This window comes from Pseudoduganella lutea (genome assembly GCF_004209755.1).
Classification (GTDB): Bacteria; Pseudomonadota; Gammaproteobacteria; order Burkholderiales; family Burkholderiaceae_D; genus Rugamonas; species Rugamonas lutea.
In genome coordinates, this window is sequence record NZ_CP035913.1 from 1,901,222 (window position 1) to 1,924,057 (window position 22,836).

A 22,836-nucleotide genomic window follows, 5' to 3' on the forward strand; every position below is an offset into this window, starting at 1 on the left:
GGCTCCTTATTGGATACGCTGGATGCGGGGCTGCGCGGACGCCAGGCCCGCCGGTTTGCCATCGCGCTCGCGGCGCTCGAGGTAGGCGGTCAGCGAATCGATGTCGCGGATGCCCGTTTCGGCGCGGTTGGTGCCCCTGGCGAACATGGGGAAGGCATCGTTGCCGCCGGCGAGGAAATTGTTGGTGGCCACGCGGTAGGTAGCGTTATCGTCCAGCGGCACGCCGTTCAGCATGATGTCGGTCACCGCTGCCTTCCCGCCCTCACCCAACTTGTATTTGTACGTCAACCCTTCGGACACCTGCAGCAGGCCGCGCACCTGCACCTTATCCGCCACCCACTGCTGTTCGAGCAGCGTGCGCAGTTGCGCGCCGGTGAGGTCCATCACCACGAGGGTGTTCCCGAACGGCAGCGTGGCCAGCGCCTGGCCTTTCGACACGACGTTGCCGGCCCCGGCTTCCAGGTGCTGGCGGATGCCATCCCGGTTCATGAACGCGACCTGCGCACCGAACGGCAACGCGGCCATCAGCGTGGCGTCGGCCACCAGCTTGCCGAGCGCGGACTCATCGGCGCCGTCGGTGGCGCGCATCACGGTTGGCACGGCGATGCGCGCGACCGGCTTGGCCAGTTCGCGGTTGCTGCGCTCGCGCACGCTGGCGAGGTAGGCAGCCACCTTCGGTTCCGCCGGATAGGCGCCCTGCTCGATGACGACGTTGCGCGCGTCGACGTCGACGACGCTGCCCGTCTGCCGGTCGACCACCAGCTTGATGCGGGAAAGCATGTGCCCGCCCATCTGCGCCTGCGTGACGACCTTGCCATCCACCTTGCACAGGTAACCCTTGTGCGAGTGGCCGCTGATCACCAGCTTGATGGCCGGGTCGAGCCGCTTCACGATCGGCACCAGGTCGCCTTCCAGGTTGTCGCAGTACTGCTGGTCGAACGGCGACACGGTGCGGCCGCCCTCGTGCACCAGCACGACGAACGCACCGACGCCCTGCGCGCGCAGTTCCGGCAGCAGCCGGTTCACCGCTTCGGCTTCGTCGAGGAAGCGCAGGCCGGCGATGCCGGAAGCAACCACCACGTCGGCGGTGCCCTTCAGCACGGCGCCGATGAACGCGACCTTCACGCCCCTCGCTTCGAGGATGCGGTAGGCCGGCAGGATCGTCTTGCCGCTCTGTTCGTCGACGACGTTGGCGGCCAGGTAGCCGAACTTCGCGCCGCCATATTGCGCCACGAACCGGCACGCCTTTTCCGGGCGCGGCGAGTCGCAGCCGCCGTGCTGCTGGCGCAGCAGTTCCTTGCGGCCCCCGTCGAATTCGTGGTTGCCGGCCGACGTGACGGTGAGACCGAGCATGTCGAGCGCGGCGATGGTCGGCTCGTCGGCCCACATTGCCGACAGCGCGGGGCTCGCGCCCACCATGTCGCCAGCGCCGACCAGCAGCAGCTCGCTGTCCTCGCGGCGCCATTGCTGCAGCGCGCCGGCGATGGTGTCGATACCGCCCGCCATCACGGTGCGCGGCGCCTTGTCGGCCACGCCGGCATAAGTGAATTTCGTCGCTTCGAGGTTGCCGTGCAGGTCGTTGAGTGCGACCAGGTTGATCTCGGCCGCCGGCGGGTGGGCGGGCGGTGTTGCGCACCCGGCGAGCGCGGTCAGCGCCGCCGCCAGGGCGAGAGTGTGCAGGGATGATTTCATGGGAAAGATGTGGAACGTGACCGGATATTGTACCGACGAGCGCCGGGCAAAAACAGCGCCATCAGCAGGTTGATACCTTGTGTTACAGACGAAAAAAACCGGCACAGCGTGCCGGTTTTTGGCCGGCATGTACTGCACCGGATCTGCGGGTCAGGCTAAGCCAGGACGAATCTTAGAATTCGTACTTGACGGTGGCCTGCAGGGCCCACTGCGATTCGCCCTTGGTCTGGCGCACGGTGTAGTCCTCGACCTGGTCGCGCATCTGGTAGACGTACTTGCCATCCTGCATGCCGACGTAGTCCACGAACGAACGCGCCGTCGCGCCGCTGCCCTGGAACGCCACTTCGTTGACACGGCCCCATTTCTTGTTCAGCAGGTTGCCGACGTTGAAGATGTCGAAGGTCACGATACCCTTGTGGCCAGCCCAGAAGCCCGGAATTTCTTGCGAAACGCGCATGTCGAAGCTGTTGGTCCACGGTGCGAAGCTGTTGTTGCGCTTGACTACGCCACCCGCGGAATCACGCAGGCCGCGGTACTGGTCGACGATCGCCCAGAAACGCTGTTCGTTCACATGGCTGGTGGCCGAATCGCCCTTGAAGACCACCTCGCCCGAACCGAACGCTTTCGGGATGAACATCAGGTCATTGCCGGCCAGGTCGTCGCCGTTCATGTCGTTGTTGAACGTCCAGCTGTATGGCTTGCCAGAGCGGCCTTCATAGAAGATGCCCAGCGACGTGTTGTAGCTGCCGATGAGGCGCTTGCGGAAGTTCAGCACGGCGCTGATACGGTCCTTCACCAGGTAGCTGGAGTTGGCTTCCACTTCCTCGTTCGGGTTGAACACGGAGCGGCCCGAGAAGTTCGAACTCGACGTGGACGAGGTCAGCGGCGACACTTCCTTCGACTCGGTGTAGGTGTAGGCCACCGACCAGCCGAAACCGCCGATCAGCGGACGGCTCAGCGACAAGGTGGCCAGGTTGCTGCCGCCCTTCTTGGTGTTGGTGGCCATCAGCACGTTGCCGAAACTCTCGTTGGCGCCCGAACGGGCACGGTTGGTCGTGCAGTCGAGGGTCGCGGAACGCGTTTGGATGCGGCTGCCGGTGGCGCTCCAGCAGTTCTGGTTGTAGCCCAGCGCCGTATGGTACAGGTTGCGGCCATCGCTGCCGATCGCCGTCGTTTCACCCAGGTTCAGGTTCTGGAAGTAGATAGCGTCGCGCACGTCCGTTTTCAGGTATTCGGCGCTGACGACGAGGTTCTGCCACGGCAGTTCATGGTCGATCGCCACGTTGGCTTTCCAGACCGATGGCTGGCGCAGGCCCGCGGCCAGCAGGTCGACGTTGGCAGCCGGTGCCGTGCCGGCAGTGTACGGACGGGTCGGATCGGCACTGAACTTGCCTTCTTCCAAGTATGTACATCCGGCTTGGCCGGAAGTGCCGCAGGTGTACGTGGTGGTGGCCAGGCCGTTGTTCTGGAACGGATTGCCCAGCCAGACGTTGAGGGCCGCGCCCTGGAACAGGCCCACGCCACCGCGCAGCTGGGTGCGGCGCGGGGTATCGAAGTTGTAGTTGAAGCCGAAGCGCGGCTGCCACAGCTTCTGGCCGTCGAACGTGGTGGTATTGTCCACGCCGAAGCCGCCGGTCTGGCGGGCGTATTGCGACGCACGGGCAATCGTGGCAGCAGCCACCACGTTGTTGCGCAGCGGCACTTCAGGCACCTCGATGCGGTCCACGCGCACGCCGCCGGTCAGCGTCAGGCGTGGGGTCACGTTCCACGTGTCCTGCACGAACACGCCCGTGTCCTTCATGGTGTACTTGGCAACGGCGTCTTCCAGCGAATAGCCGGCGTTCGGTACCTGCGACTGGCTCACGTTCGGACGGCCGCGACGGAAGTTTTCCAGGACGGCCTGTTCGATCTGGGCCGCATTGGAGGTGCAGCTGCCCAGGAAGCCGCCGTTCGTGGAGCCCAGGAAGTCGTACTGGATGTTCGGTACGCAGCTGAACGTGTACGTGCCGTAGATATTCTGCAGGAAGGCGTTGTAGATCTCGTTCTTCTGGTGGTCGAAGCCGAACTTCACTTCATGGTCGCCCACCAGCCAGTTCGCGCCCACGTAGTAATCGTCCGTCTTCGTGCCCAGCACGTTGCGGTGGCGGCTGTTATCGGTGCCGAAGTTCAGCGTGCGGCCGGCCGTCGACGTACCGGCCGGCGCGCCGGCGGGCAGCGGACCGCTGAACGACAGGGCGACCGCAGGCAGCGTCGCATTATTCGTCGGCACGCTGTCATAGTCGCGCGTGGACAGCTTGATCTCGGTGGAGAACGTTGGCGACCAGTCGGACGTCAGCTGCGCCACTCGCGTCTCGAGCACCTTGTTCTGCTGGTACCACTGCGAATTCAGCGAAACCGCGGTGTTCGAGCTGCCGGCAAAGAACGGCTCGGTCTGCTCGGTCTTTGACCAGCGGAACATCGCACGGTGGTCGTCGCTGATGTTCCAGTCGAATTTCAGCAGCTTGTCGGTGACATTGAGCGTGGTGCCCGTCGGGACGTCCAGCGTGCCGATGTCCATGCCGTAGGTGTTCTGGGCGATCTGCTGCGCCTGCGAGATGGCGTTCTGCGTGATCGCCAGGTTCGTCAGCGAGCTGCCGATCGGACCGAAGCCCGGCGTCGCCTTGGTCGACTCGAGCTTTTCGTAACCGGCAAAGATGAACAGCTTGTCCTTGATCAGCGGGCCGCCAACCACTGCGCCCTTGGTGGTTTCCTTGAAGGGTGCCGGCTCGTTGTACGTGCCATTGGTCTGGTTGAAGCGGTCGCCGACGGTCTTGTCGTTACGGAAGACGTAATAGACGCTGCCCTTGACGTTGTTGGTGCCGGACTTGGTCACGGCGTTGATGTTGCCGCCCGTGTAGCCCTTCTGCGTCACGTCATAGTTGGCGACGTTGATCTGCACCGACTGGATCGCTTCGATCGAGATCGGCTGCTTCGCGGTCGGGGAGCCGGAAGCTTCCAGGCCGAACGTGTCGGACACGGACACGCCGTCGATGGTCATCGAGTTGTAGCGGCTGTTCTGGCCGGCCACGGACATTTCGCCGCGTTCCTTGTCGGTCTGCGACACGCGGGGGTCGGTGCGCGCGTAGTCCTGCAGGTTGCGGTTGATCGAGCCCTGGATCGCCAGTTCCGTGGCACTGATGTTGGTGCCGGTGCCCATCGTCGTCTTCGAGAAACGATCGTTGCGCACGTTGCTGCCGGTAACGGTCACGGTCTGCATCGCCTGGCCCAGCTGCGCGTCCACGCTCGCCGTTTCAGCCAGGGCGATGAACACGCCGTCACGCTTCTCGGTCACGCCATTCTTCGTGATCGTGATCGTGTACGGACCACCCGCACGCAGGCCGCGGGCCACATATCGGCCCTGCTCATCGGTGGTGACGCTGCTGACGGAACCGGACTCCACGTGCAGGATGCTGACCTGTGCGCCGGAAGCCGGCGAGCCATCCGGGCTCGAAATACGACCGCCGATGGCGGACGTCGTATTCTGAGCCATGGCTGGTGCCGCAGCCAGTGCGATAGACAGGCTCAGCGCGATCTGCGTAAGCCGGAGCCGTTTGTGATTCATCATATTTACCCCAAAATGGACGAATTTAATGGCAGTTCAATGCTGATCGGATGGATCGCATTTGCTGCCACGCTTTACTTTGTGTTGCAAACTGCTTAGCCGACCCGAAATATTAGCTGTATACAATTTCAAGGCTGTTACACCAATATGACAGTTTCATGACAGACAGGGCGCCGTGCCGCTGGGCCATGACATAGCTTCCAGTCAACTATGCATGAGCGCCAAATGGGTGACAAATTCGATTTAGCATGCGCATTTATATGCACGCGCAATAAATCAACGCCTGAAACTGCGGAAATCGTGTTTTTTGCTGGGGGGTGGCTGACGGCGGGATTATAAATGGGGCACGTTGGCGTGAAATTATTTCATTTAGAAATAATAAAAACAGTGCGTGCTTGCTACAAAACTGTAGCGCATTGGCCACATAGTTAACAGGAAAGAAAGTAAATCCTGCAAGATCCCGGCCGTTGCAGCCGGGATCGTTGTTTTAGCAGGTAATTAGCGCATTGCAAATGATCGCGCTATCGTCGGGCGTTAGGGCTGCTTGCCCGGCAGCGCGCCAACAATGTCCGCCTCGAATTTTGCAAATCGTTCGTCGAGCTGCTTCAGCAGGCGCTTGCAGTCCGGCTCCGCCAGGAAGGCATAGCGGATACTGTCATAGGACAGCCGCTTCACTTCCGCATAATCGGTCTTGTAGCGGGTGGCGAACAACACGTATTCGTTCGACAGGCTGTGGCGCGTGACGCCGGCATCGTCGGTGGAAATCACGAACGGCACGCCATAACGGCGATACAGCTCGATCGGATGGTCCTCGTTCTTCACGCCCAGGATGAACTCGTTGCTGGTGAGGTTCACCTCGACGGGGATGCGCCGTTCGCGCATCGTCTTCATCACGGCCAGCGCGTTTTTCTCGTGCGCGATGTCGATGCCGTGGCCGATCCGGTTGGCGCCGGCCACGTTGACGGCCGCGCCGATGTGGAACCTCAGCCCTTCCGGCGGCACGATGCCGAGCCGCAGTTCGCCGGCGTGCAATGCCGTCTTTACTTCCGGGTATTTCGCTTTCAGGAAGCGGAACATCTGCATGTGCAGGCTGTAGTCGCGCATCGATACGTGCAGGCTTTCCTGGCCGACGATGTTGACGCCGACGATCAGCGGACTCGCCTTGGCCAGCTTGAAGCTGGCCAGCATCTGCGAATACACGGCCGACGGCGACAGGAAGCGCAGCACATAGGGCTGGTAGCGCATCGTGAAGCGCTCGTCGTCGATACCGGCGGCGCTTTTTTCCACGTTGGCGATGTAGTCCGTTATACCGCGCGCGAAGGCGGGATTCGCCTCCAGCTGCGTGGTGAACTTCTCCAGTGCAGCGTCGAGCTGCGCCGGGTGGAACGTGGGGGATGTAACCAGCCCGTCGAAGGCGGCATCGGGCGTCGTGGGTGCCAGCTCGAAGATCGTCTCGATGTATGACAGGTTTTCCGCGATCGCACGCGTCTTCAGCGTTTGCAGGCCTTCATTGGTATTGGTCGATGCGACCGGGCCGAAGTAGCCGAACGTGTCGAAGAAGGTCTGGTCCGGCGGCACCTGGCTGGCCGAGTGGTTGTGGAAGTCCAGCGTCGACCATTTTTGCAGCAGCTTGCGGTAGGTGTCGTTGTCGGCCACCAGGTCGGCGCCGGAAACGCAGGTGCGCAGCGGATTGGGCTTGGCGCGCTCGGCTTCGATGGCGGCCTTGTCGCTGGTGATGCGGAAATTGCCCTTGTTTACGCAGTAGCCCTGCTTGTCCACCCATTCCAGGTACTGCTCGGCATAGATCGCACCGGAGTAATGGTGGTGCAGGTCGCCCCCCTTCGGCATCATCGTCATGAACATCGTCAGCTCGGCGACTTTCGCCTGGCTGGCCGGGCTGGCGACCAGCGTGGCGAAATGGCGTTTGACGATGTCCTCGTTGCCGCCCTTGGCGTGGGCGCCGCAGGCGAATGCCGCGGCCAGCGCGGCAACGAGGATGCGTGGGGAGGTAACTCTATGCATGGGGACTCTCTCGTAAAAGGTGAGAAAGTCAGCTCTCCCGCTTGTGCACCAGCTTGCCGGCCGAGTACGTGGCCGAGATCACGCGGTCGTCGCCCAGCAGGGCCAGCGCGAACAGCATCTCTTCGAGGCTTTCCGTGCGGCCCGTGCGGCGCGCTAGCAGCGGCGTGGCCTGCGGATCGAGCACGATGAAGTCGGCCTCGTTGCCGGCGGCCAGGCTGCCGATCGTGCCTTCGAGATGCAGGCTGCGCGCGGCGCCCAGCGTGGACAGATAGAACATGCGCAACGCGGGCAGGTAGCTGCCTTTCAAGCGCGCTACTTTATAGGCTTCATTCATCGTTTGCAACATCGAGAACGACGTGCCCGCCCCGACGTCCGTGGCCAGCGCCATCAGCATGCCCGTCTTGTCCGCTTCCTCGAAATCGAACAGGCCGCTGCCCAGGAACAGGTTCGACGTGGGGCACACGGCCGCCGCCGATTTGGTTTCCGCCATGCGGGCCCGGTCCTGGTCGTCGAGCCAGATGCAGTGGCCGAACACGGCGCGCGGGCGCAGCATGCCGTAGTGGTCGTACACGTCGAGGTAGCTGCGCGCGTTCGGATACAGCTGCTGCACCCATTTGCACTCATCCTCGTTTTCCGACACGTGCGTCTGCAGGTAGGTGTCCGGGTACTTGCGGGCCAGCGCGCCGGCCAGTTCCATCTGCGCCTCGGTGGAGGTCGGCGCAAAGCGGGGCGTGATCGCGTATTGCGAGCGGCCGTGGTTGTGCCAGCGCTTGATCAGCTCTTCCGTTTCGCGGGCGCCCTGCTCGGCCGTGTCGGACAGGAAGTCCGGGCAATTGCGGTCCATCATCACCTTGCCGGCGATCATGCGCAGGCCGCGCTCTTCGCTGGCGGTGAAGAACGCATCGACCGATTGCGGGTGCACGGTGCAGTACACCAGCGCGGTGGTGGTGCCCACGCGCATCAGCTCATTGAGGAAGAAGTCGGCCACGCTGGCGGCATGGGCCGGGTCGGCGAATGCGCGCTCCGTCGGGAACGTGTACTGCTCGAGCCATGGCAGCAGGCCCGGCGCCGGCGACGCGATCATGTCCGTCTGCGGATAGTGGATGTGGGCGTCGATGAAGCCGGCCGAGATGATCTTGCCGCGGTAATCCGTCACCGGGGTATCCGGGGACAGCGTGTCGCGCAGGGTGGCCCAGTCGCCAATGGCCTGGATCTTGCCGTCGGCAACGATCAGCAGGCCATCCTCGTACCACGAGTGGGCGCGTTCACTGAACGCCGGATCGGCGTGAAAGGTCAACAAGCCGGCGCGGTAGGCTTGCACGTTCGAAGTTGTTTGCATATCAGCTTTCTTGCAGGGCGGGCTGGCGCGGCATCGCAGCGGCGGCGTGCGCCTGCGCTTCCCAGGTCATCAATAATTGTGCCGCCACGGAGACGGCAATGGCGGCGGGTGCCTTGTCGGTGATACCGGGCAGGCCGATCGGGCAGACCATGGCATCGATACGGTCCGGCGGCAATCCGCGTGCCTGCAGCCGGCGCTCGAACAGCACCCGTTTCGTTTTCGAGCCGATCAGGCCGAACCAGCCGACATCGTCGCGCGCCAGGATGGCCGCGGACAGGCGTTCGTCCAGCGCGTGGCTGTGGGTCAGCACGAGGTAGCTGGCGCCCGGCGGCGCCGCGTCCACTTCGGCTTCCGGCGTGTCGGTCGCCTCGATGGTCACGTTGGCCGGCACTTGCGCGGGGAACATATCGTCGCGCTCGTCCACCCACGTGATGGTGCACGGCAGGTGGGCCAGTGCGCGCACGATGGCGGCGCCCACGTGGCCGGCGCCGAACAGCACCAGGTGCGAAGCCGGCGCGGGGATCGGGTCCACGAGCCAGCCGTCCGGCAGCACGATCGCGCTGCTGGTGCGCGGGAAGTGGCGCGGTACATCCGCCTCCCCGGCCACCAGCGTGCCGTGCGTATCGAACACCGCGTTGCGTGGCCGGCCGGCGATCGACGCGACGCGCCAGAAGTCGCTGTTCCGATTGCCACGCAATACAGTGAGGGATTCGGCGACCGAACCCGTGATGGGTTCGAACGCCAGCCAGACGACACCGCCGCAGCACTGGCCCAGGCTCGGGCCAAGGCCGAAGCGCTCATGGCGCACTTGCGTGCCGCCGGTTGCCAGCATCTCGCGCGCGATTTCCACCGCGCGCAATTCCAGGTGGCCGCCGCCGATCGTGTCGTGCAGCGTGTCCGCGGTCACGAGGAATTTCGCGCCCGGCTCGCGCGGCGCCGATCCCTCAACCCGCGCCACCGTCACCAGCACCGCCGGCTGGGCGGTTGTCGTCAGCCATTCGTTCATGATTCAACTACCTCATTTGCACTGTTACCGGCGCTGGTGTCGGACACTTTTTCCGGGTGATTTTCCGGAAAAGGTGTCCGACACCGGTGTTCTCGTGCGCTTGCCTGTGCCTCGTCGGAAAACCGGTGTCCGACACCTTTACGAGCAAGCTCGTAAAAGTGTCCGACACCAGGCCCTCTGAAGCCTCAGGCTGCGACTTTCGCGGTCACGGCGTCGACTGCGCGCAGGATCTCTTCGCTGGTGGCCGGGGCGTTCAGCGGCGGGTTCACCTTGTGGTTACCCACGGCGGAAACGGCGTCGCGGATCGCGAAGAACACCGAGAACGGCAGCAGCAGCGGCGGTTCGCCGACGGCTTTCGAGCGGTGGATGCTGTCGGCCACGTTCGGCTGCTCGAACAGGCTCACGCGGAAGTCTTCCGGGCAATCGGAAATGCCCGGGATCTTGTACGTGGACGGCGCATGCGTCATCAGCTTGCCGTTCGCGTTCCACCACAGCTGCTCGGTGGTCAGCCAGCCCATGCCCTGGATGAACGCGCCCTCAACCTGGCCGATGTCGATGGCAGGGTTCAGCGACTTGCCGGCGTCGTACAGCGCATCGGCGCGCAGCAGGCGCCATTCGCCCGTCAGCGTGTCGACGATCACCTCGGCCACGGCCGCGCCGTAGGCGAAGTACGAGAACGGGTTGCCGTTCATCGACTTCGGATCCCACGACAGGTGCGGCGTGGCATAGAAGCCGTCGGACCACAGCTGCACGCGCTTCAGGTAGGCCTGGGCCACCAGCACGTGCCAGCGGATCGACTGGCCGTTGACGTGCACGTGATCGTTCGAGAACGTCACTTCCGACACGTCGCCGCCATGCTGCTCGACCGCGAATTTCGCCAGGCGCTCCTTGATCTGGCGCGCCGCGTCCTGCGCCGCCTTGCCGTTCAGGTCGGCGCCCGTGGAGGCCGCGGTGGCCGACGTGTTGGCGACCTTGCTGGTATCGGTGGCGGTAATGCGAACGTGGCACAGGTCCAGGCCCAGTTCATGGGCGACCACCTGCATCACCTTGGTGTTGACGCCCTGCCCCATCTCGGTGCCGCCGTGGTTGACGAGAACGGAGCCGTCGACATACACGTGCACCAGCGCGCCGGCCTGGTTCAGGTGGGTGACATTGAACGCGATGCCGAACTTCAGCGGCGTGAACGCCAGGCCTTTCTTCAGCACCGGGCTGGTGGCGTTGAACTTCTCGACGGCCTCGCGGCGGGCGCGGTATTCGCTGGTTTCTTCCAGCCGCGCGGTCAGCGCCGGCAGCACGTTGCCTGCCACGAGCTGGCCATAAGGCGTGGTGTTGCGGTCTTCGGTGCCGTAGAAATTCAGGCGGCGGATGTCCAGCGCATCCTTGCCCAGTTCGCGGGCGATCTCGTCGATGATGTATTCCATCGCGATCGCGCCCTGCGGGCCGCCGAAGCCGCGGAACGCGGTGTTCGATTGCGTGTTCGTCTTGCCGGCGGCAGCGCGGATATCCGCGTCCGACAGGTAGTAGCAGTTGTCGAAGTGGCAGACGGCGCGGGTGGCCACGGGGCCGGACAGGTCGGCCGAGTAGCCGGCGCGGGACGTCATGTCCACTTTCGCGGCAACGATGCGGCCCGCATCGTCGTAACCCACTTCATACTCGTAATAGAAACAGTGGCGCTTGCCGGTGACGATCATGTCGTCGTCGCGGTCGGCGCGCAGCTTCACCGGCACCTTCAGCTTGAACGCGGCCAGCGAGGCGCAGATGGCCCACAGCGCCGATTGCGATTCCTTGCCGCCGAAGCCGCCGCCCATGCGGCGGCACTCGACCTGTACGTTGTGCGAGTTCAGGCCCAGCGCATGCGCGACCAGGTGCAGCATCTCGCTCGGGTGCTGCGTGGAGCACTGCACGAACATGCCGCGGTTTTCTTTCGGGATCGCGTACGAGATCTGGCCTTCCAGGTAGAACTGCTCCTGGCCGCCGACGAACAGCTCGCCCTTGACCCTGCGCGGCGCGCGCTCGAACGCGGCCTTCGGATCGCCGCGTTCCAGCTTCATCGGCGGCAGCACGAAGGAACCGGCGGCTTTCGCCTCCTGCGGCGTGAAGATGGCCGGCAGCTCGTCATACGTGATCGCGGCCTTGCGCGCGGCGCGGCGCGCGTTGGTGTGCGTGTCGGCGACCACGATGAAGATCGGCTGGCCCACGTATTGCACGAGGCCGGGCGACAGGATCGGATCGTCATGGATGATCGGGCCCATGTCGTTGACGCCGGGGATATCGGTGGCGGTAAACACGGCGACGACACCCGGCGAGTTCCTCACCGGGTCCAGGTCCATGGCGGTGATGTTGGCGTGCGCCTTGGTGGACAGGCCCAGCGCGGCGTGCAGCGTGCCTTGCAGCTCGGGGATGTCGTCCGTGTAGGTGGCCTGGCCCAGCACGTGCAGCTCGGCCGATTCATGCTTGCGCGACAGGCCCACGCCGGACCAGTTCGCTGCGTCGGTAGCGGCCTTCAGTTCGGGGATGGCGGGATGGTTCATGATGTCTCCTCAGGCGGCAAAGGCGTTGACGTCGGTGTTCGCCAGTGGCGCATCGATACGGGTTTCGAGCCAGAAGCGGCGCAGCAGGTTCTGCGCGGTGCGCATCCGGTAGGTGCTCGAGGCACGCATGTCGGTCAGCGGCGCGTAATCCTGCGCCAGCGCGGCGATCGCCTCGACCAGCGCTTCCTCGCTCCACACGCGACCGTTCAGCACGGCTTCAGCCTGCGCGGCGCGTTTCGGGGTGCCGGCCATGCCGCCGTAGCAGATGCGGGCATCGACGACCTTGTCGCCATCGAGCTCGAAGGCATAGGCGGCGCACACGGCCGAGATGTCCTGGTCGAAACGCTTGGCCAGTTTATAGGTACGGAACACCACGTTGGCGCGCGGCAGCGGCACGCGCACGGCGCGCACGAACTCGCCCGGCCGCATGTCCTTCTTCATATAGTCGAGGTAGAACGCGTCCATCGGCAGCACGCGGTCACCGGCGGCGCTGTGCAGCACCACTTCGCTGCCCACGGCGATCATCCACGGCATCGAGTCGCCGATCGGCGAGCCGTTGGCCACGTTGCCGCCCAGCGTGCCGGCATTGCGGATCGGCAGCGAGGCAAAGCGCTGGCGCAGCTCGGAGAGCTCGGCCGGGTAGTATTCGCACAGGGCGCCATAGGCTTCGTCCAGCGCCACGCCGGCACCGATTTCCAGCATCTGGCCGTCCAGCGACACGCTGCTCTTCAGTGCTTCGACGTGGCCGAGATAGATGATGTCGGTCAGCACGCGCATCTGCTTGGTGATCCACAGGCCCACGTCGGTGGAGCCGGCCAGCAGGGTGGCGGTCGGGTAGTCGGCGCGCAGCTGCGCCAGTTCTTCCAGCGTGCGCGGGGCGTAGAACGTCTGGCCATTCGCGGCATAGACGGCCAGCTTGTCGCGCTTCAGGGCCTGCAATTGCACGGCCAGTTCCGTCGTGTCGAAATCGACCGACGGCAGTTCCGTCATGCGGCGCGCGGCATCGATGATCGGGCGGTAGCCGGTGCAGCGGCACAGGTTGCCGGACAGGCAATCGTCGATCTCTTTCCGCTCGGGCGTGCGGCCTTCCACTTTCAGGTACATGCCCCACAGCGACATGGCGAAGCCCGGCGTACAGAAGCCGCATTGCGAGCCATGGCATTCCACCAGCGCCTGCTGCACCGGGTGCAGGTCGCCGTTCGGCTGCTGCAGGTCTTCGACGGTGAACAGGGCCTTGCCGTCCAGCGTGGGGGTCAGCTGGATGCAGGAGTTGACGGCCTTGAGCTCGACCTTGCCATCGACAAGGGAGCCGACGACGACGGTGCAGGCACCGCAGTCGCCTTCGGCACAGCCTTCCTTGGTGCCGGTGCAATGCAAGTCTTCGCGCAGGTGCTGAAGCACCGTTTGCGTGGTATCGGCGCCTTGCACTTCGTGCACGGCACCCCGGAAGTAAAAGCGGATCGGTTCGGACATGTTGGCCTCGCGGTTGTATCAGTCTGTAAGACTATCACCGGCCAAGTGTCTACACCTATACCAGATCGCTGATGAGCCTTATCAGCGAAAGCCCATGTCAAAACTTTCCGGATCTGTTGCAATGATTGCCGTACAACATTCTATTGCTGGGCCGCCTGCCGGTCGTGGAACTCGAAGCGGGCACGATCCCGGGGATCGTAGGCGCCCGACTGCACGTCCAGCCGCATGACGTTGGCCCCCGGCTGCGTGATCTTGGGCCACGATGGCAGGCTTGTACCGTTGGGATCGCCGAACTTGATGAAATTGACGAAATAAGCGTGCATCGTTCGCGAGACGGCGCGATCGTCGTCCGTCCACGCGTAGACCTTGTTGCCGTCCAGGTTGGCCATTGCATATTCGATCTCGGCCGCGTGGGCCGCGCCGGTCGCGGCGGGCTGGCCATCGATCGTGGCCGGGCGCGGCCGGCTGTAGTAATAGCGCCACGTTGGTGCCGCACGGGCATGCAAATCGATCCACTTCCACGTGCCGTAGACGAGCCAGCGATCGCCGGCGAGGTCGCGCGCGGCCTCGGCCACGTCGTAATCGTACGCGCGTGCAGCCTCCGCGGCATCGGCGCCATAGAATTTTTGCAAGGCGGCCTGGAAGCGCTCGGGCGTGGGCTCCCGGTTGTCGAGGATGGCGCCGGCGTGTTGTTCCTGGGAATTCCAGCCGGCCAGCAGTGGCACCTTCGCCTGGCGGCCCTGCGTGTAGCTGTCCAGCGGCGCGCGGTCGATCACGTGGCCGTCGGTGACGATGCCGAAGCGCGGCGCACCCGGCTTGCCCTGCGCCTGCAACAGCGCCTCGGCCGGCGCCGCGCGCAGTGCCGCCAGCGTGGCGAACCCGGCGCCCTGCGCGAAGGCCGCGCCCTGCTTTTCCGCTTCCGCCAGCGGCGGCGCGCCGCGGCTGCCCAGCACGGAACCGCTTTCGCCGATCGCCCGGGCAAACAGGCCTTTCGACATCGGCATGATCATCTGCGCACTGACCGAATACGAGCCGGCCGATTCGCCGGCGATCGTTACCTGGTCCGGGTCGCCGCCGAACGCGGCGATATTCTTCTTCACCCAGGCGAGGGCTGCGGCCTGGTCCATCAGCCCATAGTTGCCGGAGGCTTTGTATTTGCTTTCGGCCGTCAGTTCCGGGTGGGCGAGGAAACCGAACATGCCGAGGCGATAGTTGATCGTCAACGCCACGATGCCCTGCCTCGCCATGGCCGCGCCTTCGTAGCGGGGTTCGGAACCGTCCCCGGTCGCCAGGCCACCGCCGTAGATATAGACAAGCACCGGCAGCTTTTTCGCCCCCGGATTGGCCGGTGCCCACACGTTCAGGTACAGGCAATCCTCGGATTGGCCAGGCGAGCGGAACACCATGTCGGCATACAGCGGCAACTGCATGCAGCGGTTGCCGAACGCCGTGGCCTGACGCACGCCCTGCCACGGCCGCACCGGTTGCGGCGCCTGCCAGCGCAGCGCGCCGACCGGCGGCGCGGCGAACGGGATGCCCTTGAAGGCGCGCACGCCCTCCTCGACGCGGCCTTCGATACGGCCACCTTCGACCTTGACGGTGGTGGCGGGCGCGGCGGCTTGCGCCAGCGAGGCGGCGGTGGCCAGCAGGATGCCGGCGGATGCTGTTTTCATTCGTTGTCTCCGGTTCTGGTTGTGGTGTCGGGATGGCCGGCGCGGAAACGCGTGATGCCTTGCCGATAACACCCGATGATAGCGCAGGGCGTTGAATGGTGGTAGCGCTATCCCATCCACTGCGGGACGACGGGCATTCCTTGAACGGGCTGCGCGCCACCGACCGGCGACCGCGATTAAACTTTCAGCTGGACGGGCCGAAAATACTGAACGGCCGGGCCAGTCGCCAAATAGCCTCGCGCCGCTGCCGGAGCGCTTTACAAAAATGATGCCCACAGGCATCATCGCTTAATTGCGGACCCTCCGCCCGAAGTTTCGTCCTTCGTTTCCTGGTCTTTCAGGCTGGTCTTTCACTGGTCTTTCATTTATGGCAGCAGTCCAACCCACGATGGCGTCAGGCGCTCCCATGCCGGGACTGGCACGGGCCCTGCTGCAGGCCGGCCGGCTGACGGCCGCGCAGGCGGACGCGCTGCACAAGCGCGCGGGCGCCGACCGGCAACCGTTCATCGACGTGCTGCTCGGCAGCGGCATCATCGGCGCGCGCGACCTGGCCGTGTTTTGCTCCGAGACATTCGCCTATCCGATGCTGGACCTGCACGCCATCAACGTGGCGGCCCTGCCCGCGACGATCATCGATGCAAAGCTGATGCAGAGCGGGCGCGTGGTGGCGCTGGCCAAGCGGGGCAACAAGATGTCGGTGGCGATTTCCGACCCGACGAACACGCAGGCGCTGGACCAGATCAAGTTCCAGACCGAATCGTCGGTGGAACCGGTGATCGTGCCGCACGACGCGCTGCTGCGGCTGCTGCAGGAGCTCAGCAAGAGCAGCGCGCAGTTGATGGATGAACTGGCCGGCGCGGACAGCGAGATCGTCTTTGCCGAGGACCAGGAAGCGGCGCCGGAAGCGCCGTCGACGGATATCGAGGATGCGCCGATCGTGCGTTTCCTGAACAAGATGCTGATGGATGCCGTAAACATGGGCGCCTCGGACCTGCACTTCGAGCCGTTCGAGAAGTTCTACCGGATCCGCTTTCGCGTCGATGGCGTGCTGATCGAGCATGCGCAGCCGCCGATCGCGATCAAGGACAAGCTCGTGTCGCGCATCAAGGTGCTGGCGCGGCTCGACATCTCGGAAAAGCGCGTGCCGCAGGATGGCCGCATGCGCCTGATCGTGTCGCCGACGAAGACGCTGGATCTGCGTATCTCCACGCTGCCCACGCTGTTCGGCGAGAAGACGGTGATGCGTATCCTCGATGCGACGCAGGCGCAGATGGGCATCGACGCGCTGGGCTACGAGCCGGAACAGCGGACCCTGCTGCTGGACGCGATCGCCCGCCCGTACGGCATGGTGCTCGTGACCGGCCCGACCGGTTCCGGCAAGACGGTGTCGCTGTACACGTGCCTGAACATCCTGAACAAGCCCGGCATCAATATCTCGACGGCGGAAGACCCGGCCGAGATCAACCTGCCCGGCGTGAACCAGGTGAACGTGAACGACAAGGCCGGCTTGACGTTCCCGGTGGCGCTGAAGTCGTTCCTGCGCCAGGATCCCGACATCATCATGGTCGGCGAGATCCGCGACCTGGAAACGGCTGACATCGCGATCAAGGCGGCGCAGACGGGCCACATGGTGTTTTCCACCCTGCACACGAACGATGCGCCGTCGACGCTGACGCGCCTGATGAACATGGGCGTGGCGCCGTTCAACATCGCCTCGTCCGTCATCCTGATCACGGCGCAACGGCTGGCGCGCCGGCTGTGCACCTGCAAGCAGCCGCTCGACATCGCGCCGGACAAATTGCTGAGCGCCGGCTTCCGTGCCGATGAAGTCGATGGCAGCTGGAAGCCCTACGGCCCGGTGGGCTGCGAGCGCTGCAACGGCTCCGGCTATAAAGGGCGCGTGGGCATCTACCAGATCATGCCGATCACGCCGGCGATCGAGGCGCTGATCCTCGCGCACGGCAACGCGATGCAGATCGCCGCCCAGGCCCAGGCCGAAGGCGTGAAATCGCTGCGCCAGTCCGGCCTGGTGAAAGTGAAGGCGGGCCTGACGAGCCTGGAAGAAGTACTGGGCTGCACGAACGAATAGGACTACACAGATGGCATACATGTCAAAGCTCGCGCGGGATCCGGGCGTCAAGGAATCGATCTTTGCCTGGGAAGGCAAGGACAAGACGGGCAAGACCGTGCGCGGCGAACTGCGCGCGGGCGGCGAAGCCGTGGTCAACGTGACGCTGCGGCGCCAGGGCATCATGGTCACCAAGGTGAAGAAGAAGGTCTACCGCTCGGGCAAGAAGGTGACCGACAAGGACATCACGCTGTTCACCCGCCAGCTGGCCACGATGATGAAGGCCGGCGTGCCGCTGCTGCAGTCGTTCGACATCGTCGGCAAGGGCCACGCCAACCCTTCCGTGTCGAAGCTGGTGATGGACCTGCGCGGCGACATCGAAACGGGCACGAGCCTGAACGGCGCGTTCCGCAAGTTCCCGCTGTATTTCGACCCGCTGTTCTGCAATCTGGTGGGCGCGGGGGAACAGGCCGGCATCCTGGAAGACCTGCTGACGCGCCTGGCGATCTACAAGGAAAAGACGCTGGCGATGAAGGCCAAGATCAAGTCGGCGCTCACGTATCCGATCGCGATCCTGGGCGTGGCGTTCATCGTCACGGCCGTGATCATGATCTGGGTGGTACCGGCCTTCAAGGAGGTGTTCACCAGCTTCGGCGCCGACCTGCCTGCCCCCACGCTGTTCGTGATGGCGATGTCCGAGTTCTTCGTGAACTGGTGGTACCTGATCTTTGGCGGCCTGTTCTCCGCCGTGTACTTCTTCTTCCAGGCGTGGCGCCGCTCGCCCACGATGCAGGCGGCCATGGACAGGCTCCTGCTGCGCGTGCCCATCTTCGGCGCCGTGATCAGGAAAGCCACCATCGCCCGGTGGACCCGCACGCTGGCGACGATGTTCGCCGCCGGCGTGCCGCTGGTCGAAGCGCTCGATTCGGTGGGCGGCGCCTCCGGCAATGCCGTCTACCTGGAAGCGACACGCGGCATCCAGAAAGAGGTCTCCACCGGCGTGAGCCTGACGGTGGCGATGCAGAACGTGGACGTGTTCCCGAACATGGTGACGCAGATGGTGGCGATCGGCGAGGAATCCGGCGCCCTCGACGCCATGCTAAGCAAGGTGGCCGACTTCTTCGAAGAGGAAGTCGACGAGGCCGTCGCTTCCCTCTCCTCGCTGATGGAGCCGGTGATCATGGTGATCCTCGGCGTGCTGATCGGCGGGCTGGTGGTGGCCATGTATTTGCCGATCTTCAAGCTGGGGTCAGTGGTGTAGGCAGGAACACGCGTGCCGCAGTGAAAGGCGGCACGAATGACGGTCTGGCAATGCTGCACAAGTTCATCTATACTGTATATCCATACAGTGCCAAAACGTCAATAGCATGTTTGCTGCCTTTTTCCTCCCTGTTCCCGCTTCCGGGTCCTTCCCGGCCAGCGCGCCCGCCACGGTGGCGATGGGCATCCGATGTGCTGATGGGAAGGCATCGTACTTCCCGGCGTCGAGCGCACATGCGTCGGCCTGAGGAATGCAAGCCAGCCTGTTTGCACCACCGCCAACGGAATGGCACGTGACCCCTTCGGCTTCCGGCTCCGCCATCGCACTCGACTTGGCGGTGCTTGAGCATGCCGGCACAGTGCTGAACGCAAGCCCTGCGGTCGTGCCGGTCGTGCTGTCCCGCTGCCATGTGCCTTGCGTCCCCGGGTTGCACGAGAGCCATCTGGGGAAGCAGACGATGCAGGAGTTGCGCAGAAACGCGCTGGTCTCCCGGCAGGTCGAAACCGGCATGATTTTCATGGAAATGCTGGGCATCGATGACGCCCGTGCCTACTGGCGCGCGGCCAATATTCCCGACATCGTGATCGAACGCCTCGTCAATGGCCATCCGGGCCGCGTCCCGCCACCGCTGCGGTCCGAAGCGTCGTCAGCGGTGGAAATCCCCGCTGATACCGGAATCAGCCTGTTTTATTGCAGCGCAGGCCGCCGCCAGGACCTGATCGGCGCCGCGGTCGTGCAGGCCGCGATCGCCGTCTCGCAGGAACTGGGTCGCGACCGGGCGGAACGCATGCTGCGTCGCGAGGGCCTGGGGGCCGATGTCATCGACAGGGTTTTGTCACGAGAAGGCGGTGGCAGGCGCATCGCCTGAATCCTGTCCGGGCGCGTGGTTCAATGCGGATGCCTGACGGCGGGCCGCAGCGGCGCGGCACCGTCAGCGGTGCCACCAGCCGGCGCCAGTTTCACCCGCAGCACCGCCAGCGCGGCGCACAACATCAGCACGCCGGCCAGCCGGATCACGTTTTCCGGATTCCCGCCGAGGCCGGCCTCGTAGAACAACGGCAGCGTGAAGATCTGGATGATCATCGGGATCACGATGAACATGTTGAAGATGCCCATGTACACGCCCGTGCGCGCCGGCGGAATGCAGCCGGCCAGCATCACGTAGGGATTGCCCATCATGCTGGCCCATGCCAGCCCGATGCCGACCATGGGAATGAACAGCAGTGCCGGTTCGCGGATCAGCGGGATGCACAGCATGCTGGCGCCGGCCACGGCCACGCAGGCCGCATGCATGCGCCTGGGGCCGAAGCGCCGCGTGAACGGCACCAGCGCGAACGCGGCCAGGAAGGCGATGAAGTTGTAGAACGCGCCCACCTGCCCGTTGAGCAGGCCCGCATCGCGGAAGCCCTGGCTGGCCGGATCGGTGGTGCCGTAGATCGACTGCGCCAGCGCCAGCATGATGTATTGCCAGTAGCAGAACATGGCGTACCACTGGAACAGCTTGACGAACGCCAGCTGGCGCATCGTCGGCGGCATCTCCCGCACGGCTTGCCAGATGTCGGCCAGCACCGCGCGCGCCCCGGGGCGGCCGGCGGCGCGCATGTGCGCCAGCTGCGCCGCATCCGGCGGCAGTTCCGGCGTCGTGCGGATCGACCACAGCACGCTGGCGATCGACATGACCGCGCCGATCATGAACGCGGCCACCACCACCTGCGGGATATGGCTGGCGTTGGTCGCATCCTTGTCCATGCCGAGGAAGACCAGCAACGATGGCGTGAGGTAGGCCAGCGTCTGGCCCAGCCCTGTGAAAGCGCTTTGCGTGAGGAAGCCCAGCGAGTGCTGCGGCGGGGCGAGCCGGTCGCTGACGAAGGCGCGGTAGGGTTCCATGGTGACGTTGTTGGCCGCATCGAGGATCCACAACAGGCTGGCGGCCATCCACAGCGTGGGGCTGAACGGCATGAACAGCAGCCCCAGGCTGCACAGGATCGCGCCGACGAGGAAATACGGCGTGCGGCGGCCCCAGCGCGTGACCGTGCGGTCGCTCATCGCGCCCACCAGCGGCTGCACCAGCAGGCCCGTGACGGGGCCGGCCAGCCACAGCAGCGGCAGCGTCGCTTCGTCGGCGCCCAGGTACTTGTAGATGGGGCTCATGCTGCTCTGCTGCAGGCCAAAGCTGAACTGGATGCCGAAGAAGCCCACGTTCATGTTGACGATCTGCCGGAACGACAGGTGGGGTTGGGTTGCCATCGCGGTGTCTCCGTTGTTCTCGTTATGGTTGTCTCGTGGACGTTTTGTCGTACGGCGATGCCGCTATCGGCGCAGCCAGCGCATGCCGCACGGCGCCAGCCTGGCTTCGTTCCCCTCGCCGGGCCATGCACCCATGCCCAGCGTTTCCAGCGCCACGACCAGCGGGCGTTCGGAGAAATTGAACAGGGCGACGAAATCGTCGCCACGCGCCAGCGCCAGCAGCGCGGAGTCCTGCGTGGCCAGCACCGTGCGTGGCACCGCGGCGGCCAGTGCCGCGCAGCCGCGCCGCTCGTTGACCAGCGAGCGCAGCGCATGGAACACGTGCCCGGCCCAGCTGTCCGGCGCATCGCGCCGGGCGACGGCTTCGTCGTCGAACCGCGGGCGCTGCACCCAGCGCGTATCATGGGCCCGTTGCGGGTCGTCGCGGTAGCCATGATCGTTGCCCATGCCCAGCTCGTCGCCCATGTACAACACCGGCATGCCGCCGAAGGTGAGCGCCACGCCATGCACCAGCAGCAGGCGCCGCAGCGCGAGTTCGCGTGCCAGCGGCCCTTCCGCGGTCTCGAAGCCCGTCAGCGCCGCCGCCATGCCGTTCGTGGCGGGGATCGCCGCCCCCGCGCCGGACTGGAATGGCACGCCGGCCGCGAAGCTGCCACCCTCGCCATGGAAGAAGCGGGCGACGGCCGCCAGGCGTTCCGTGGCGCCGCCCGCTTCGTCCAGCAGGATCTTCCAGCCGATATCGTCGTGGCAGCGCACGTAGGTCAGCCAGCTTGCGCCCGGCGGTGGCGCGGGCGTTCGCTCGATCACGGTTCGCAGCAAGGCGGCATCCTGCTCGGCCAGCGCGGCCCAGCCGGCGGCCATCAACGTGCTGTGGTAAGCCAGGTGGCACTCGGGTTCGCCGGGCGCGCCCAGGTAGGCCGGCAGGTCGCGCGTGGGCACGATGGCTTCCGCCTTCAGCAGCACGCCGGGGGCGGCGATATCCACGATGGTGCGCAGCGCCTGCAGCAGCACATGCACCTCGGGCTGGTTCATGCAGGCCGTGCCCTCGCGCTTCCACAGGAAGGCCGTGGAGTCGAGCCGGAACACTTCCACGCCGCGGTTCGCCAGCCGCAGCAGGGCGGCGGCGATTTCGGCCAGCACGTGCGGGTTCGCATAGTTCAGGTCCCACTGGAACGGGTAGAAGGTGGTCCATGCCCAGCCGCCCAGCGCCGGCACATGGGTGAAATTGCCCGGGGCCGCCGCGGGGAAGACCTGGCCCAGCGACTGCTCGTAGCGGTCGGGCACCGTGCGGTCCGGGAACACGTGGAAGAAATCGCGCAGGCGCGCATCGCCCGCCATGGCGCCCCGCGCCCAGGCATGGTCGTCGGCCACGTGGTTCAGCACGAAGTCGGCGCACAGGCTGATGCCGGCTTCGCGCAGGCGGGCGCACAGCGTTTCCAGGTCGGCCATGCTGCCGAGGGCCGGATCGACTTCGTCGAAGCTGGACACGGCGAAGCCACCGTCGTTCTCGCCGGCACGCGCGCGCAGGAACGGCAGCAGGTGCAGGTAGGTGACGCCAAGCGTGCGCAGGTGATCGATGCGCCCGGCAACGCCGGCCAGGTCGCCGCCGAAGTGCGATGCGTAGGCACAGTAGCCCAGCATGTCCTGCCGCAGGAACCAGTCCGGTTCGGCGGCGCGGCGCGTGTCCAGCGCCAGCAGGTCGTCCGGGCGGGCCGCCATCAGGCCGCCGATCGTGGCCAGCAATGCTTCGTACCACTGGTCGAAGCCGGGGTGTTCGCCATAGACGCCGGCAAGGCGCCGGTACAGCAGCGGGCCATGCTCGGCATAGCGCCGCGCCGCGGCGGCGCGCCGCGAGGAAGGAAGCGCCGCAAGCAGCGGCTCGGGAGATGGAAAGTGGCTCATGGAACGGGAAGTGAAAACACC

Annotated in this window: 13 protein-coding genes; 3 read left to right on the forward strand and 10 right to left on the reverse strand. The window is 65.1% G+C overall.

The genetic code is table 11. The features are described from left to right. Positions 1-6: 6 nt before the first annotated feature. The 8 genes from EWM63_RS07925 to EWM63_RS07960 form a co-directional block, all read right to left on the reverse strand. Positions 7-1,692, reverse strand: a complete 1,686-nt coding sequence (locus EWM63_RS07925; RefSeq protein ID WP_130186039.1) for a bifunctional metallophosphatase/5'-nucleotidase — start codon at positions 1,690-1,692, stop codon at positions 7-9. A gap of 172 nt (positions 1,693-1,864) precedes the next feature. Beyond that, positions 1,865-5,221 carry a TonB-dependent receptor gene (locus EWM63_RS07930; protein WP_307720839.1) on the reverse strand — a complete coding sequence of 1,119 codons (3,357 nt, stop codon included), beginning with the start codon at positions 5,219-5,221 and terminating at the stop codon, positions 1,865-1,867. A gap of 606 nt (positions 5,222-5,827) precedes the next feature. Next, positions 5,828-7,315 (reverse strand): amidohydrolase family protein, encoded by a 1,488-nt coding sequence (locus EWM63_RS07935; RefSeq protein ID WP_130186041.1) that lies wholly within the window; start codon positions 7,313-7,315, stop codon positions 5,828-5,830. Positions 7,316-7,343: 28 nt separating this feature from the next. Continuing rightward, complete coding sequence (gene guaD / locus EWM63_RS07940) at positions 7,344-8,654, reverse strand: guanine deaminase (protein ID WP_130186042.1); 1,311 nt, start codon at positions 8,652-8,654, stop codon at positions 7,344-7,346. A 1-nt stretch (position 8,655) separates the two neighbouring features. Continuing rightward, positions 8,656-9,660, reverse strand: coding sequence for a xanthine dehydrogenase accessory protein XdhC (gene xdhC / locus EWM63_RS07945; RefSeq protein ID WP_130186043.1), 1,005 nt, complete (start codon positions 9,658-9,660; stop codon positions 8,656-8,658). Between the two features lie 185 nt (positions 9,661-9,845). Next, positions 9,846-12,191: a xanthine dehydrogenase molybdopterin binding subunit gene (xdhB, locus tag EWM63_RS07950; protein ID WP_130186044.1), complete on the reverse strand. Its 2,346-nt coding sequence runs from the start codon at positions 12,189-12,191 to the stop codon at positions 9,846-9,848. A gap of 9 nt (positions 12,192-12,200) precedes the next feature. Continuing rightward, a complete protein-coding gene (gene xdhA, locus EWM63_RS07955; protein ID WP_130186045.1) occupies positions 12,201-13,664 on the reverse strand; it encodes a xanthine dehydrogenase small subunit in 1,464 nt (487 codons plus the stop codon). Between the two features lie 140 nt (positions 13,665-13,804). Next, positions 13,805-15,337 (reverse strand): carboxylesterase/lipase family protein, encoded by a 1,533-nt coding sequence (locus EWM63_RS07960; RefSeq protein WP_130186046.1) that lies wholly within the window; start codon positions 15,335-15,337, stop codon positions 13,805-13,807. A gap of 406 nt (positions 15,338-15,743) precedes the next feature. Between EWM63_RS07960 and pilB the strand changes: the two genes are divergently transcribed. From pilB to EWM63_RS07975, 3 genes are all read left to right on the forward strand, one after another. Next, positions 15,744-17,426 (forward strand): type IV-A pilus assembly ATPase PilB, encoded by a 1,683-nt coding sequence (gene pilB, locus EWM63_RS07965; protein ID WP_229487800.1) that lies wholly within the window; start codon positions 15,744-15,746, stop codon positions 17,424-17,426. A 10-nt stretch (positions 17,427-17,436) separates the two neighbouring features. Next, positions 17,437-18,666, forward strand: coding sequence for a type II secretion system F family protein (locus EWM63_RS07970; protein WP_307720840.1), 1,230 nt, complete (start codon positions 17,437-17,439; stop codon positions 18,664-18,666). Positions 18,667-18,916: 250 nt separating this feature from the next. After that, a complete protein-coding gene (locus tag EWM63_RS07975) occupies positions 18,917-19,534 on the forward strand; it encodes a hypothetical protein (protein ID WP_130186048.1) in 618 nt (205 codons plus the stop codon). Between the two features lie 20 nt (positions 19,535-19,554). On the opposite strand, the gene EWM63_RS07980 is transcribed toward EWM63_RS07975, so the two are convergent. Both EWM63_RS07980 and EWM63_RS07985 read right to left on the reverse strand, forming a co-directional pair. Continuing rightward, a complete protein-coding gene (locus EWM63_RS07980; RefSeq protein ID WP_130186049.1) occupies positions 19,555-20,913 on the reverse strand; it encodes an MFS transporter in 1,359 nt (452 codons plus the stop codon). A gap of 63 nt (positions 20,914-20,976) precedes the next feature. Continuing rightward, positions 20,977-22,815 (reverse strand): alpha-amylase family glycosyl hydrolase, encoded by a 1,839-nt coding sequence (locus tag EWM63_RS07985; RefSeq protein WP_130186050.1) that lies wholly within the window; start codon positions 22,813-22,815, stop codon positions 20,977-20,979. Positions 22,816-22,836 lie beyond the last annotated feature (21 nt).